This window comes from Reyranella aquatilis, assembly GCF_020880995.1.
In the GTDB taxonomy this organism is placed as follows: Bacteria; Pseudomonadota; Alphaproteobacteria; order Reyranellales; family Reyranellaceae; genus Reyranella; species Reyranella aquatilis.
In genome coordinates this window covers 17,113-30,235 of the sequence record NZ_JAJISD010000006.1, presented here as the reverse complement: position 1 = coordinate 30,235, position 13,123 = coordinate 17,113, and the positions used below count along the sequence as shown (strand labels likewise).

Sequence of the window (13,123 nt, the reverse complement as noted above, 5' to 3'; positions counted from 1 at the left end):
TCGCGCGACAAATTTATGAGGAGGGCCTGAAAGGGAGGAATTCATGATCGGCCTCCGCCGCGCCCTGCTCGCCGCCGCTCTCGTCGTCATGTCTCCCCTCGCCGCTCCAGCCCTTGCGATCGCCCAACCGCAGGACCTCACGCTCGGCACCGCCTCGGTCGGCGGCACCTATCACGTCTACGGCGGCGTCGTGGCCGCCCTGCTCACCGACAAGGCCGGGCTGCAGGTGACGACCCAGCAGACCCAGGGGCCGAACCAGAACGTCATCATGATCGACGACGGCAAGATCGGATTGGGCATGACGACCCTGGGCGTCGCGCTGCAGGCCCTTCAGGGATCCGCGCCGTGGACCAAGGGCCGCAAGTACGAAAGCATCCGAGCGCTGTTCCCGATGTACGACACGCCGATGCAGTGCGTGTCGCTGAAGAAGTCGGGCATCACGAGCTTCCGGCAACTCGACGGCAAGACCGTCGGCACCGGCCCCAAGGCCGGCACGTCCGGCACCTATTTCCCGCTGATCTTCGACGCGCTCGGCATGAAGGTGACGGCGCGCAACGGCCAGAGCGCCGAGGCGGGCAACCAGCTCAACGACGGGCTGATCGACGCCTTCTGCTTCGGCGCCGGCGCACCTGTACCGATCTTCACGCAGCTCGATGCCGAGCAGCAGGTCAATTTCTTCGCCTGGACCCCGGAAGAAATCGCCGTCATCCGCCGCAAGATGCCGGAATTCACCGAGTCCACGATCCCCAAGGGTCTCTACAAGCAGCAGACGGCCGACCAGAGGTCGGTCGGGCTCTACAATTTCGCGATCGCCAGCAAGGAAATGCCGGACGCCCTTGCCTACACGATCACGCGGACGATCCTCGAAAACAATCCGACCATGCTGCGGGGCCATGCGGCGGCCCGGGACACGGTCGCCGCCAACGCATCGCGCAACACCATCCTCACATTCCACCCCGGCGCCGTGCGGTATTACAGGGAGAAAGGAATCAAGCTCGACCCGGCGACGCTCCCTAAGTAAAAGGCTGCATGGCCGGAGCTATTGCCTACATCAGCCGCGATACCGACGGCGTCCTCTGGAAGAAGGTCCTGGAAGCAGGCCTTGGTCCGATCGATTTCCGCACCCGCGACAATCTCGGCAACAAGGACGACATCGAAATCGTCCTCGCCTGGAAGCCGGATCGCGGCCTGATCGCCTCCTTCCCGAATGTAAAACTCATCGTGTCGCTGGGCATGGGCGTCGACCATCTTCTGGCCGACGATCAGCTGCCTGCGGGCGTGCCGATCACCCGCATCATGGACGACGGGCTGGTGGGCCAGATGAGCGAATACGCCATCTACTTCGCCCTGCGTCACCATCGCGACATCGACAAGTATGCCGAGAGCCAGCGGGCGAAGACCTGGAAGCCCGAGGATTTCGTCGATACCATCCATCGCCGCATCGGCATCACCGGCCTCGGCACGATCGGCCAGGACACTGCAAGCAAGTTCGCGGCGCTGGGTTTCCCGACCGCCGGCTGGAGTCGCACGCAGAAGACCCTGGCGGGCGTCGAGACTTTCCACGGCCCCGACGGGCTCGCGGCCTTCCTTGCCCGCACCGACATCCTGGTGAACGTGCTGCCGCTCACGCGCGACACCAAGGGCCTGCTCGACGCCAGACTGTTCGCCGCCCTGCCGAAGGGCGCCTACCTGATCAACATGGGCCGCGGCGGCCACGTGGTCGACGACGACCTGCTCGCCGCCCTCGATTCGGGCCATCTCTCCGGTGCCGCGCTCGACGTGTTCAACACCGAGCCGCTGCCGCGGGACCATCCCTACTGGACGCACCCGAAGGTGAAGGTGACCCCGCACATCGCCGGCGCCACCAACCCGCGCACCGCCTCGCCCGGCGTGATCGAGAACATCAAGCGCATCCGCGCCGGACAACCGCTGATCAACACGGTCGATCCGGTCACGGGATACTGAGTCTCCCATCGGAGCGCGCACCTGGCGTTGCGCGCTCCGATGAATAGCTACTTCCCAAACCGGTCCGCGATCGTGCGGTAGATCGCGCGCGCGACCTGGGCCTCGCCGCCTTCGGGGCGACCCGGCCGGCTGCTATTGTTCCACGCCATCATGTCGAAATGCGCCCACGGCACGTCGTTGGGCACGAATTCCTTCAGGTAGAGCGCCGCGGTGATGGCGCCGCCGAAGGCGCCCGAGGAAACGTTGTTGATGTCGGCCACCTTGCTGGCGAGCATCTGGCGATAGGGTGCGTAGAGCGGCATCCGCCACATCGGATCGGTGACGGCCTCGCCGGCCGCGACCAGCGCATGGGCGAGCTTGTCGTCGTTGCAGAACAGCGCCGGCAGGTCGGGCCCGAGCGCCACACGGGCCGCGCCCGTCAGCGTCGCGCAGTCGATCATCATCGCGGGCTTTTCGGACGCGCCTTCGTGCAGCGCGTCGCACAGGATCAGCCGCCCCTCGGCGTCGGTGTTGCCGATCTCCACCGTGATGCCCTTGCGCGTCCTGACCACGTCCATCGGCCGGAAGGCGTTGCCGGACACCGAATTCTCGACCGCCGGCACCAGCACGCGCAGCCGCACCCGCAGGCCCGTGGCCATGATCATCGACGCCACCGCCAGCACCGTGGCCGCACCGCCCATGTCCTTCTTCATCATCAGCATGCCGGCCGCCGGCTTGAGATCGAGGCCGCCGGTGTCGAAGCACACGCCCTTGCCGACCAGGGTCACCTTGGGATCGCTCGCGCGGCCCCAGGTGAGGTCGATCAGCCGCGGCGCGCGCACAGAGGCGCGGCCCACGGCATGGATGGTCGGATAATTCTGCTTTAGGAGCTCGTCGCCCACGATCACTTTCACCCGCGCCTTGTGCGCCCGGGCGAGCTTCTGCGCTGCCGCGGCCAGTTCGGCCGGTCCCATGTCGGACGACGGCGTGGTGATCAGATCGCGCGCCATCGAGATCGCCTCGACGGTGGCGATGGCGCGCTTGCGGTCCGCACCCTCGGGCCAGAGGAACTTCGCACCCGACTTGCTCTTGCTGGCGCGATAGCGCTCGAACTTCCAGGCGCCGAGGCCGATCGCCACGGCGACGTCGGTCGCCGCAACCGGCGCGGTCCTGCCTTCCAGCCGCCACGTCGCTGCCGGGAGCTTCGTCGAGAGGGAACCGAAATCCCACAGGGTCGGCGAATCGGGAATCACAGCCACTGCACCGGATGCCTTGCCGTCGCGTCCGGGCAGGACGGCGACGTCGCCCGGCGAACCGGCAAGCCCCAGCGATTCGACCCAGCCGCGCGTGGCGGCGGACTGGGCTTTCAACCATGCACCCCATTTCGACTGGACAACAAACTGCAGGGGGAGAGCGGAAGAAGAACGGTCGACGAACGGCAGCGACATGGCCATGCTCACAAACATCGGAAGAACGGTTTACATTGCCGGTCAAACTCCATGGCTGGCAAGGAGGGCGTACATGGCCGAGTTCACAGTCGTGATCGGCAACAAGAACTATTCGTCCTGGTCGTTGCGCGGCTGGCTGATGGCCAGGATCGCCAACATCGACTTCGACGAGATCGTGATACCGCTCGACCGGCCCGAGACGCAGGCGGCGATCCGCAAGCACTCGCCGTCGGGCCGGCTGCCGGTGCTGCTGCATCGCGGTCTCGCGGTGTGGGATTCGCTCGCCATCGCCGAGTATCTGAACGACATGAAGCCCGAGGCGGGGCTATGGCCGCCCTCGGCCGCGGCGCGCGCCCACGCCCGGTCGATCTCGGCGGAAATGCATTCGAGCTTCGCCGACCTGCGCAACAGCATGCCGATGAACATCCGCGCGTCGTATCCCGGCATGGGCATGACGGCGGGCACGCGGGCCGACATCGAGCGGATCACGTCGTTGTGGCGCGACTGCCGCAAGCGCTTCGCCGGCGCCTTCCAGAAGGACGACGGCTTCCTGTTCGGCACGTTCGGCGCCGCCGATGCGATGTATGCGCCGGTGGCGACGCGGTTCAAGACCTACGGCGTCACGCTCGACAGCGATGCCGACGCCTATTGCGCGGCCGTGCTCGGCCACCCGGCGATGAAGGAGTGGATCGACGCCGCCGAGCACGAGCCCTGGCTGATCGACAGCTACGAACTGAAGTAGCGATCAGCAGGCCGGGGATCAGGCGCTCCTGCGACGCGCGGTCCTGCGCCCGCCGGTCTTCTTCCTCGCTGTCTTCTTCTTCGCAGTCTTCTTCTTCGCTGTCTTGCGCTTGGCGGTCTTCCGTTTGGCCGGCACCTTCTTGCCTTTGGCACGGGCTTCGGAGAGACCGATGGCGATGGCCTGCTTGCGGCTGGTCACCGTGCCGCCCTTGCCGCCGGGTCCGCTTTTCAGCGTGCGTTTCTTGCGGCGGTGAAGGGCACTCCCAACCTCTTTGCCGACACTTGGGGAGTACTTGGCCATTTGGTTTCCTCCTGTGGTTGGCGCGTTGAACCCTAGGCGGCGCCTGACAGCGCCGATTCCCTCGTCGGATCCGTCATCAAGACCCTGCCAACGGACCGCTCTCCGGTCGCTTCCTCGGGCGTGAGGAACAGTCGCCAGCGGCGAGCGCCGACGCCCCACGCGCGGCGGCTGGAATAGACGGCGAGCGGTGGCGCAAGCAGCAGTCCGGCCACCACCGGCAGCAGCCAGGGCAGGAAAGCCGGCGCCCAGTTCCCGATCACCAGCACGGCGACGACGCCCATGAGTACCTGACCGACATGCCGCTCCACCGCGGTATCCCATTCCATGCCCCGGTCGCCCCGCGCCTGCGGCGGCCAACCGACGGCGCGCCCCGCGAGGATTCCCAGCACGAACGTCGAGTGGAACAGCATCATCACCGGCGCCAGAAGCATCGAGAAGAGCGTCTCGAGAAGAACGCTGAGGGTGATCGCCAGACGTCCGCCATGGCCGCGAGAGGACGCACCAAGCCGCAGCACCAGCGCCAGCAGCTTGGGCAGGAAGAGCACGCAGGCCGTCATGACGAGAAGCCCGTGGACATGGCCGGTATTGTATTGCGGCCAGTTGGGAAACAGCGACGGCACGCGGCCGAAGTAGCTCGGGCCGACGATCTCGTGCTCCAGCACGATGGACGCACTCAAGATCAGCGACCCCAGCCACAGCGGTGAGGCGAGATAGCCCATGATCCCCATCGCAAGATGCAGGCGGCTCATCCAGTGGAGGCCGCGCACACCCAGCAGTCGCGCGTGCTGGAGGTTGCCCTGGATCCACCGCCGGTCGCGCACGGCATAGTCCACGACGTTCGACGGCAACTCCTCGTAGCTGCCGCCCAGCGTCGGGAGGTTCCAGACGAACCAGCCGGCCCGCCGCATGAAGGCCGCCTCGACGAAGTCGTGACTGAGGATCTCGCCGCCGAGCGGCGCCCGGCCGGGAAGCACCGGCAACCGGCAGTGATCAGAGAAGGCAGCGACGCGAATGATGGCGTTGTGGCCGAAATAGTTCGCCTCGCCCTTCTGCCAGAAGGCATGGCCCGTGGAGAGCATGCTGCCATAGACGCGTGCGGAGAATTGCAGGACGCGGGCGAACAGGGTTTCCCGCCCCACGGGTTCGGCATGGGTCTGCACCATGCCCGTGCGCGGACTGGCGTCCATCAGCGCCACAAGGCGCACCATCGTATCGCCGGACATGACACTGTCGGCGTCGAACACGATCATGTGGTCGTAGCGGCTGCCGTGAAGATCGAGCCAGTCCGCGATGTTGCCGGCCTTGCGCCCCACATTGGCGGCGCGCCGGCGCCAGTGCAGCCGCTCGCCCAGGCCGAGGCGCCGCCGCAGGGCCTCCGCTCCCTTTTCTTCTTCCGCTGCGATCGCGTCGACCGTGGTGTCGCTCAGCACGAACAGGTCGAAGGCGTCCGCCCGGCCGGTGGCTTCCAGCGAGCGCCATGTCGTCTCGAGCCGGGCAAAGACCTCATCCGGCTGCTCGTTGTAGACGGGAACCAGGAGGGCGGTGCGGCCCCGCAACGGCGGCACAGCGCCATCGCCGGGACCGACTCGCGACAGCGAGAGCGGATGGAGGCCGGTGGCCTTCAGCAGGAAACCCAGAATGGCCGCCCAGAAAGACAGCACGATCCAGGCGAAGCTCAGCGCAAAGACGCCAAGCAGGGCGATCGCCAGTCCGAGCGGCACCTGAGGCCCCAGCGCCATCGCCAGCAGGTGGACCCCCGCGACCGTCGTGATCGCAACCGCCGAGAACAGCGCGAGCCGGCGCCATCCGGCACCCGCGGCATGCCGGTCGAGATTCCAGTGCGACACATCGAACTGATCAGCCATTGGATTGGCTCTCCTCACGGGCGCAGCACGATGTTGAACGTCTCGGTCAACCGTTCACCGCCTGCCGTCAGGTGGGCCCTGATGTCGGAAGGGCGGCGGCCATCCAGCTCGACGTCGAGGAACAGGCGGCGATTGGTCGAGCCGGGCGGACGGTCGATGTCGGCCCGCAGCAAGCGGCCCGCCGATACGGTGACGTTGGACTCGACGAGCCGTTCCACCTCGAGGGCGGACAAAGCGTCGCCCTCGAACTCCACGACCAGACGGCGCGCCTTCGAGTTGCCCTCGATCGGCCCCTGTCGGGCAGCGATCACACGGGCAAGTGGGGACAGGGCTGCGTCGTCGGCAAGAGCTGAGATGCGATAGCGGTACTCGAGCGCCTGCCCCTTGGCGACGGGCCAGCGCGAGACCCAGAAGGCCACGATGTTGTCGTGATACTCCGAAGGCGTCGGGATCTCGACGAGCCGGACCTCGCCCTCTCCCCAATCGCCCTTCGGTTCGATCCAGAGGCTGGGCCGCGCCTGATACTGCGCCACGCCGTCCTGATATCGCTCGAAGCGACGCTCGCGCTGCAACAGCCCGAAGCCGCGCGGATTGTTGTCGACGAGGGCAGACACCTGCAGCGTTCCCGGATTGCCGAGCGGTCGCCAGATGGACTCACCCGCGCCCGTCAGCACCGCGAGGCCGTCGGAATCGTGCACCTCGGGCCGGAAATCGTCGCGCCACGGCCCCGACTTGCCCGAGAGGAACATGCTGGTGAGCGGTGCGATTCCCAGCACCGACACGCCATGTCTCAGGAACAGCCTGGCATCGACATCGACCGTCGTGCGCGGGCCGGGCGTGACCACAAACGCATAGGCGCCGCTGGCTCCGGGCGATTCCAGGAGGGCATAGAGGGTCAACGACACATCCCCCGGCGCCGGCTCGACCAGCCAGAACTCACGGAACTCTGGAAACTCCTCCGATCGCGGCTGGGCAGTGTCGATCGCCAGTCCCCGCGCCGAGGCGCCATAGGTCTGGCCCTTGCCGATCGGCCGGAAATAGCTGGCGCCGAGGAACGACACAATCTCGTCGAAGCGTTGCCCGTGCAGAGGAAAGGTGAGTTTGAAACCGGCAAACCCCACGCTGGCCGGCGTGCGGCCGGCGCCGAAGTCGAACATCGACGGCGACGACGTGAGGGCCGTGACGCTTCGGTCCGTTCGCGCGATGACATTCAGCTTCACGGGCGTCTGGTAGAGGAAGCCGGTCGGAAAGAACTCGACCCGGAAGTCGCTTCCCCCTTCGCGCCACAGCATCGACTCGGGTCTGAACCGGATGCCTCGATAGGCGTCGTATCCGAGGCTCACGGTTTCGGGGATGGGCGCTTCCTTGCGATAGGGCTGGGCTGCCGAAGCCTGGGCACGATCCACCAGCGTACCGAAGAAGTCCTGCGCAGCCGCCGACGACGACGCCATGCCCACATAGACGATAAGCAGTACGAACAGTCTGATCACGGCACCTCTCGCTGACCTCGACACGCGTCGGGACACGCGTCCGGGCGTCGCCCGCAGCCGCAACGTGACGTCACGCTTTTCGGTTGCTGTGACGCGATGGCGATGGCGATCGCGATGCACGTCATCGGTCCGCTAGGGAACATCCGCAACGGGCTTCAAATAGGCGAGGAACGAAAAGCATCGAGCGCACGTTGGCCGCCTGCAACCATCCCGGCGTCTCGCCGGGCAAGAGATTGCCGAGGGAGTTTACGAATGGCCGACACGTCACACGCCACCGCGCCCAACGAGACCAAGCCCGATCTCGGCGCCGCGGTATCCGAGATCAAGAATGCGCTTACAGGAAAGGCCGAGGAACTGGCCGGTCGCTCGGCCGAGACCGGGGCCGATGCCGTTTCCGCTCTTGGGAAGACTGCCGCCACACTCGCCGGGAGCCTGCAGGACCAGTCTCCCGCCGTCGCCGACTATGTCCGATCGACCGGTCAGCGGATCGACCGTCTCGCCGACGACCTGCGCGACAAGTCGGCGGGTGAGCTTCTGACCATGGCGACCGACTTCGGCAAGCGCCAGCCGCTCGCCCTGCTGGCCGGCTCGGTCATCGTTGGCTTCGCCCTGTCGCGCATCGTCAAGGCCGGCATGGGCGCCTCGACCGAAGCGGCCGGCCCGCGGGCGAACGAGCCCAACGTCGGCCGCATCGACGTCTAGGAGGTATACATGAACACCACCGAAAGGCCGGGCGTCGTCGCCCTGGTGACGGACGCGCTGGGACGAAGCGCCGACCTGATTCAGACCGAGATCCGGCTCGCCCGGGTCGAACTGGGAGAGAAGGCCGAGGCGCTGCGCACCAGCCTCGTCAGCGGCATCGTCATGATGCTCGTGGGCACCGTCTTCATCATCGGCGCCCTCATCCTGGTCCTTCAGGCGCTCGTGGCCGCCCTGATCGAAGGCGGCGTCACGCCCGCCGTGGCGATCCTGATCGTCGCCGGCGGATCGGCCTTGGGCGGCATCGTCGTCCTGATGGCCGGCAAGAAGACGCTGGGCGCCGTCGACCCCACCCCGACCCGGACAATCGCGTCCCTGCAGAACGACGCCCGCATGGCGAAGGAGAACCTGACATGAGAGAGAGCGCCCAACTCCAACGCGAAGCCGAGGCCCAGCGCGCCGGCCTGTCCAACACGCTCGGCCAGCTGCGTGAAGGCATGACCACTTCCGCGCTCTCGACCGAACTCGTCGGCGTGCTGCGCGACAGCAGCCTGTCGATCGTGAAGAGCCTGGCGGAATCGGCCCGCACCAATCCTGGCGCAGCCCTGCTGATCGGCGCCGGTCTCACCATGATGCTGACACGCACCACCGGCGCCGATGTGATGGCGACGGCGACCTCCGCCCTCAAGACCGCGACCACCGTCGGCAGCGACGCCGCCGCGGCGGCCGCGGGCAAGGTCAAGAGCGCGGCCGGCACTGCGGCCGATACTGCGAAGTCGCTGGCCAGCCAGGCCGGCGACACCGCCAAGTCGCTCGCCGGTCAGGCCACCGACAAAGTCGCCGGCATCGCGACGAAGGCCGAGAAGCTGGCGTTGAACACGGCGGCTTCGCTGACCGATCAGGCCGTCGGCGCGGCCGATGCGGTCCGCGGCGCCGCCGGCGAGCAGGTCGACCACGCCAAGCGGCTGGTCGAAGAGGGCAAGGAGACGGCCGAGCATCTCAATCAGGATGCGTCGAAGCTCGCCGCCGATACCCGCCAGGCCGTCACGAAACTCTTCGAGGAGCAGCCCATCCTCGTCGCGGCGATCGGGACGGCATTGGGCGCCCTGTTCGGCGCGGCGCTCCCGGTGTCGCAGGCCGAGCGTCAGGTGCTGGGCAAGGTCGGCGCCGAGGCGATCGACAAGGGCCGCGACGTCCTCGAGACCGCAAAGACCGCCGTCGGCGAGCAGATTGCCGACGCCCATCTCGGCGAGAAGGTTGGCGACATGGCCGGCAAGCTCGTCGACACGATGGTCCCCACTTCGTCTTCCCGTTCCGCCTGATCCATTACCGAAGGAGTTACCATGCCCGCCAAACAGGATGCCGTCGCCCTGCTGAAGGCCGATCACCGCAAAGTCGAAGATCTTTTCGAGAAGTTCGAGAAGGCCAAGGGGTCGGAGCGCAAGCAGAGCCTGGCGACCCAGATCTGCACCGAGCTGACCGTCCACGCGATCATCGAGGAGGAAATCCTCTATCCCGCCAGCAAGGGCGAGGTGGAGAACGATCTGCTCGACGAATCCTATGTCGAGCACGACGGCGCCAAGGTGCTGATCGCCGAGATCTCGGCCGGCTCGCCGGACGACGAGTTCTATGACGCCAAGGTCAAGGTCCTGTCCGAGATGATCAAGCATCACGTCAAGGAAGAGGAGCGTCCGGGCGAGGGCCTGTTCGCGCAGCTGCGCAAGGCCGGCGCCGATCTCGTCGAACTCGGCGAGCGCCTGAAGGTGCGCAAGCAGCAGCTCATGGCCGAGTTCAAGAATGCGGAGCTGCCGCCGCCCGAGACCCGCAGCTTCACCGGGCATGAGCTGGTGCAGAGCAAGCCGCTGGAAGCGACTGCCTGATCCAACCTAGAGCCGTTCCAGTTCACATTGACCCACTTACCTCATCCTGAGGAGCGCGCCGAAGGCGTGCGTCTCGAAGGATGGGCAACAGGCAAGGTGCGCGTTCCCACCCTTCGAGACGCATCGCTGCGCGATGCTCCTCAGGGTGAGGTCGTTGTTTGAATGTTCGGCTTGATTCAATCTCGCCCAGAAGCGCTCTAGCCCCCGCTTCACTTCTGAAAAAGCCCGGCGAAACAATTCGCCGGGCTTTGCTGCAGAAATCGGAAGAGTGGAAGCCGCGGTTCAGGAATTGGGCTTGGGGAGACTCGTCGGGCTGATCCGGAGGATCTTGTAGCCCACCTGCTCCAGTTTGACGGCCTCGGCCTGGGCTTCCACCAGGCTCGAATAGCCGATGCCGATTTCAGACTGTGTGCGCGGGTCCACCGTCCACACCATGTGTTTGCCGAATGCTTCGTTGCTCATTGCGCCTTGTACAGGTCTTTGGGCCGCGAGTCCGAAGCTTGTTCGTCGCGCCCCCGCGCTCAGCGGCCGCAGGCGAGACGCCCCCGCTCGACCGCGCCCTGTCTGAAATCGGCCGTCAGGGCCGCCGCGAGCGTGCGGTTCAGCAAGCCCGTCGGATGGCCATCGTCCGGCATATAGTAAAGGTCGATCGACGAAGGTGGGTCGGGCAGGAGCGCATTGACGTCCAGAACGGTGACACCCGCGTTGCACAGCAGGGGCACCATCGTCGCCCGCCAACCCGCCACATCCCCGCGCCAGGTTTCGCCGGAATAGTAGAGCACGACGAGCCTGGCGCCGTAGTCGGCGGCCAGCCTGTCCCTGATCTCGCGCAGGATACGCGCGAACAGGCGTCGTTCCCCCTCCTCGTCCACGAACAGCTTCCACGCCAGCGCGAACAGCCGCGATCCGACCAGCAGCGATTCGACGAAATCGGACGGCTGGACCCAGGTGCCGCGCGCCGTCAGCCGGCCGTCCGGCTCGACGACGTAGCGCGGGCTGTCGCGCAGCCACTGGACCCGGCCGGCCACGCGCAACACATGATCGTCGACGATCGAGAGGATCGCCCAGGGGTAGCGGGCGAAGCCCGCCCTTCGCGGCTCACCCATCTCGATCTGACGCAGCACCTGATGGATGCCGTAGCCCTTCACCGCGAGGTTCACCGGCTGCAGCCGTGAGTCCGACAGCTCCCGCAGATACCAGGCCAGCGTTTCCCGGTCGGGGAGGCCGGCCCCGAAGGCAAAGGAATCGCCCAGGATCAGCACCGGCGTCTCGCCCCCCGGCTTGCCGTCCGGGGGCACGTTGCGAAAGCCATGCTCGTCGGTGGAATAGATGACGTCGTAGATCGTTCGTCCGTTCTTGACCGCGGTCGCCCGCGCCTCGCGATTGGGCAACATCCGGAAGGCCAGTGCGGGATCGGGGACGATCAGAGGATCCAGCGTCGTCGCCAGCCCGCGACGGAATTGCGCGAGATCCCGCTCCTCGACGAAGCGATTCATCAGATCGGTGCGCAGCAGCAGCTCGGCCGCGAGCATGCCGGCCGAGAGCGTGAACAGAAGCAGCGAAAGATTCCGCAACCGGGGCGCGGCCGCCAGCATCAGCAGGAACCACACGGCGAGCAGCGCCATCGCGCCCAGCACCGACGAGGCCCAGGTCACCGCCAGCCAGAAGCCGAGGGCCGGCAGGCACCCCAGAAAGAAGAGTACGCCGGCGACGGCCCGCCCGGGATACGGGCGGCGCGCCGGAGCGGGGGTCGGTTCGGAAGTCCTCAGCCGTCCACCTTGGCGCCGCTCGCCTTGACGATCGGCGCCCACACCGCGATCTCGCTCACGATGCGGTCCTGCAGGCCTTTGGGCGACATCGGCCAGGGATCGGTGCCCAGAGCGGCGAACTTGGCCTTCACGTCGGCGTCCTCGAGCGCCTTGGTGCCGGCGGCGGCGAGCTTGTCGACGATGGGCTGCGGCACGCCGGCCGGCCCGCCGAAACCCATCCAGACTTCGACCACGTAATTCGGCACGAACTCGATGATCGCCGGCACGTCGGGCGCGGCCTTGTTGCGCTCGCGGCTGGTGACGCCCAGCGCCCGCAGCTTGCCGGCCTGCACATGCGGGAAGCAGCTCGGCATGTTGTCGAACATGATGTGGACGTTGCCGGCGATCAGGTCCTGGATCGCGCCGGCGCTGCCCTTGTAGGGGACGTGCAGCATGTCGGTGCCGGTGAGCTGCTTGAACATCTCGCCGGCGAGATGGATCGTCGTGCCCGATCCGGACGAGGCCATGTTGTACTTGCCCGGATTGGCCTTCAGCAGCGCGATCAGTTCCGGCACGGTCTTCGCCGGCACGCTGGGATGGACCACCAGCATGTTCGGCCACACCGACATGCCCGCCATCGGCGAGAAGTCCTTGGCCGAATCGTAGGGCAGCTTGGCGTAGAGGGCCGGCGCCATGCAGAACATGGAGATGGTGACCAGGCCGATCGTGTAGCCGTCGGGCGCCGCCTTGGCGATCGCATCGGTGCCGATCGTGCCGCCGCCGCCCGCCTTGTTGTCGATCAGGACCTGCTGGCCGAGGATCTCCGACACCTTGGCCATCACGATGCGCGAGATGTTGTCGGTCGCGCCGGCCGGCGTGTAGGGCACGATGAACTTGATCGGCTTGTTCGGAAACGCGTCCTGCGCGCGGGCGAGGCCCGGTGCAACCAGGGTTGCGGCGGCGCTCGCCAGCACGGCACGACGGGTAGGCTTGAACTCGGACATAAC

General features: G+C 66.7%; 14 protein-coding genes. 7 read left to right on the top strand and 7 right to left on the bottom strand.

Annotated elements, in window-relative coordinates:
* Positions 1 to 43 precede the first annotated feature (43 nt).
* Both LJ725_RS14600 and LJ725_RS14595 read left to right on the top strand, forming a co-directional pair.
* On the top strand, positions 44 to 1,021 hold the full coding sequence (locus LJ725_RS14600; protein ID WP_230551378.1) for a TAXI family TRAP transporter solute-binding subunit: 978 nt from the start codon (positions 44 to 46) through the stop codon (positions 1,019 to 1,021).
* 8 nt (positions 1,022 to 1,029) lie between these two features.
* Positions 1,030 to 1,965, top strand: coding sequence for a 2-hydroxyacid dehydrogenase (locus tag LJ725_RS14595; protein WP_230551377.1), 936 nt, complete (start codon positions 1,030 to 1,032; stop codon positions 1,963 to 1,965).
* 47 nt (positions 1,966 to 2,012) lie between these two features.
* Here LJ725_RS14595 and LJ725_RS14590 read toward each other — a convergent pair whose 3' ends face one another.
* Entirely contained in the window at positions 2,013 to 3,392 is a 1,380-nt protein-coding gene (locus LJ725_RS14590) for a leucyl aminopeptidase family protein (protein WP_329958368.1), read from the bottom strand.
* A gap of 73 nt (positions 3,393 to 3,465) precedes the next feature.
* Between LJ725_RS14590 and LJ725_RS14585 the strand changes: the two genes are divergently transcribed.
* Positions 3,466 to 4,134 (top strand): glutathione S-transferase family protein, encoded by a 669-nt coding sequence (locus LJ725_RS14585; protein WP_230551375.1) that lies wholly within the window; start codon positions 3,466 to 3,468, stop codon positions 4,132 to 4,134.
* An 18-nt stretch (positions 4,135 to 4,152) separates the two neighbouring features.
* Here the strand turns inward: LJ725_RS14585 and LJ725_RS14580 are convergent, their stop codons facing one another.
* The 3 genes from LJ725_RS14580 to LJ725_RS14570 are packed head-to-tail and all read right to left on the bottom strand — an operon-like array spanning position 4,153 to position 7,789.
* Positions 4,153 to 4,434 (bottom strand): DUF6496 domain-containing protein, encoded by a 282-nt coding sequence (locus tag LJ725_RS14580; protein ID WP_230551374.1) that lies wholly within the window; start codon positions 4,432 to 4,434, stop codon positions 4,153 to 4,155.
* A 32-nt stretch (positions 4,435 to 4,466) separates the two neighbouring features.
* Positions 4,467 to 6,299 carry a glucans biosynthesis glucosyltransferase MdoH gene (mdoH, locus tag LJ725_RS14575; protein WP_230551373.1) on the bottom strand — a complete coding sequence of 611 codons (1,833 nt, stop codon included), beginning with the start codon at positions 6,297 to 6,299 and terminating at the stop codon, positions 4,467 to 4,469.
* 14 nt (positions 6,300 to 6,313) lie between these two features.
* Positions 6,314 to 7,789: a glucan biosynthesis protein gene (locus tag LJ725_RS14570; RefSeq protein ID WP_230551372.1), complete on the bottom strand. Its 1,476-nt coding sequence runs from the start codon at positions 7,787 to 7,789 to the stop codon at positions 6,314 to 6,316.
* 252 nt (positions 7,790 to 8,041) lie between these two features.
* Between LJ725_RS14570 and LJ725_RS14565 the strand changes: the two genes are divergently transcribed.
* From LJ725_RS14565 to LJ725_RS14550, 4 genes are read left to right on the top strand one after another with little or no spacing between them, the layout of a single operon-like run.
* Positions 8,042 to 8,491, top strand: a complete 450-nt coding sequence (locus tag LJ725_RS14565) for a hypothetical protein (RefSeq protein ID WP_230551371.1) — start codon at positions 8,042 to 8,044, stop codon at positions 8,489 to 8,491.
* Between the two features lie 9 nt (positions 8,492 to 8,500).
* The gene (locus LJ725_RS14560; RefSeq protein ID WP_230551370.1) at positions 8,501 to 8,905 is read left to right on the top strand and encodes a phage holin family protein; all 405 of its coding nucleotides are present in this window, start codon (positions 8,501 to 8,503) and stop codon (positions 8,903 to 8,905) included.
* On the top strand, positions 8,902 to 9,810 hold the full coding sequence (locus LJ725_RS14555) for a hypothetical protein (protein WP_230551369.1): 909 nt from the start codon (positions 8,902 to 8,904) through the stop codon (positions 9,808 to 9,810). Before LJ725_RS14560 ends, LJ725_RS14555 begins: the two co-directional genes overlap by 4 nt.
* A gap of 21 nt (positions 9,811 to 9,831) precedes the next feature.
* Positions 9,832 to 10,368 (top strand): hemerythrin domain-containing protein, encoded by a 537-nt coding sequence (locus LJ725_RS14550; RefSeq protein ID WP_230551368.1) that lies wholly within the window; start codon positions 9,832 to 9,834, stop codon positions 10,366 to 10,368.
* A gap of 282 nt (positions 10,369 to 10,650) precedes the next feature.
* Here LJ725_RS14550 and LJ725_RS14545 read toward each other — a convergent pair whose 3' ends face one another.
* Genes LJ725_RS14545 through LJ725_RS14535 form a run of 3 tightly spaced genes read right to left on the bottom strand, consistent with a single transcriptional unit; the run spans position 10,651 to position 13,120 of the window.
* Positions 10,651 to 10,830, bottom strand: a complete 180-nt coding sequence (locus LJ725_RS14545; protein ID WP_216957331.1) for a hypothetical protein — start codon at positions 10,828 to 10,830, stop codon at positions 10,651 to 10,653.
* A 59-nt stretch (positions 10,831 to 10,889) separates the two neighbouring features.
* Complete coding sequence (locus LJ725_RS14540) at positions 10,890 to 12,179, bottom strand: SGNH/GDSL hydrolase family protein (protein ID WP_230551367.1); 1,290 nt, start codon at positions 12,177 to 12,179, stop codon at positions 10,890 to 10,892.
* On the bottom strand, positions 12,134 to 13,120 hold the full coding sequence (locus LJ725_RS14535) for a Bug family tripartite tricarboxylate transporter substrate binding protein (RefSeq protein ID WP_230551366.1): 987 nt from the start codon (positions 13,118 to 13,120) through the stop codon (positions 12,134 to 12,136). Before LJ725_RS14535 ends, LJ725_RS14540 begins: the two co-directional genes overlap by 46 nt.
* Positions 13,121 to 13,123 lie beyond the last annotated feature (3 nt).

What these genes read in the sequence shown, in the direction of transcription:
- LJ725_RS14600 (WP_230551378.1), top strand. Translation starts at nt 44, where the DNA reads ATGATCGGCCTCCGCCGCGCCCTGCTCGCCGCCGCTCTCGTCGTCATG.
- LJ725_RS14580 (WP_230551374.1), bottom strand. Translation starts at nt 4,434, where the DNA reads ATGGCCAAGTACTCCCCAAGTGTCGGCAAAGAGGTTGGGAGTGCCCTT.
- LJ725_RS14550 (WP_230551368.1), top strand. Translation starts at nt 9,832, where the DNA reads ATGCCCGCCAAACAGGATGCCGTCGCCCTGCTGAAGGCCGATCACCGC.
- LJ725_RS14535 (WP_230551366.1), bottom strand. Translation starts at nt 13,120, where the DNA reads ATGTCCGAGTTCAAGCCTACCCGTCGTGCCGTGCTGGCGAGCGCCGCC.
- LJ725_RS14560 (WP_230551370.1), top strand. Translation starts at nt 8,501, where the DNA reads ATGAACACCACCGAAAGGCCGGGCGTCGTCGCCCTGGTGACGGACGCG.
- LJ725_RS14590 (WP_329958368.1), bottom strand. Translation starts at nt 3,392, where the DNA reads ATGTCGCTGCCGTTCGTCGACCGTTCTTCTTCCGCTCTCCCCCTGCAG.
- LJ725_RS14545 (WP_216957331.1), bottom strand. Translation starts at nt 10,830, where the DNA reads ATGAGCAACGAAGCATTCGGCAAACACATGGTGTGGACGGTGGACCCG.
- LJ725_RS14595 (WP_230551377.1), top strand. Translation starts at nt 1,030, where the DNA reads ATGGCCGGAGCTATTGCCTACATCAGCCGCGATACCGACGGCGTCCTC.
- mdoH (WP_230551373.1), bottom strand. Translation starts at nt 6,299, where the DNA reads ATGGCTGATCAGTTCGATGTGTCGCACTGGAATCTCGACCGGCATGCC.
- LJ725_RS14565 (WP_230551371.1), top strand. Translation starts at nt 8,042, where the DNA reads ATGGCCGACACGTCACACGCCACCGCGCCCAACGAGACCAAGCCCGAT.
- LJ725_RS14555 (WP_230551369.1), top strand. Translation starts at nt 8,902, where the DNA reads ATGAGAGAGAGCGCCCAACTCCAACGCGAAGCCGAGGCCCAGCGCGCC.
- LJ725_RS14585 (WP_230551375.1), top strand. Translation starts at nt 3,466, where the DNA reads ATGGCCGAGTTCACAGTCGTGATCGGCAACAAGAACTATTCGTCCTGG.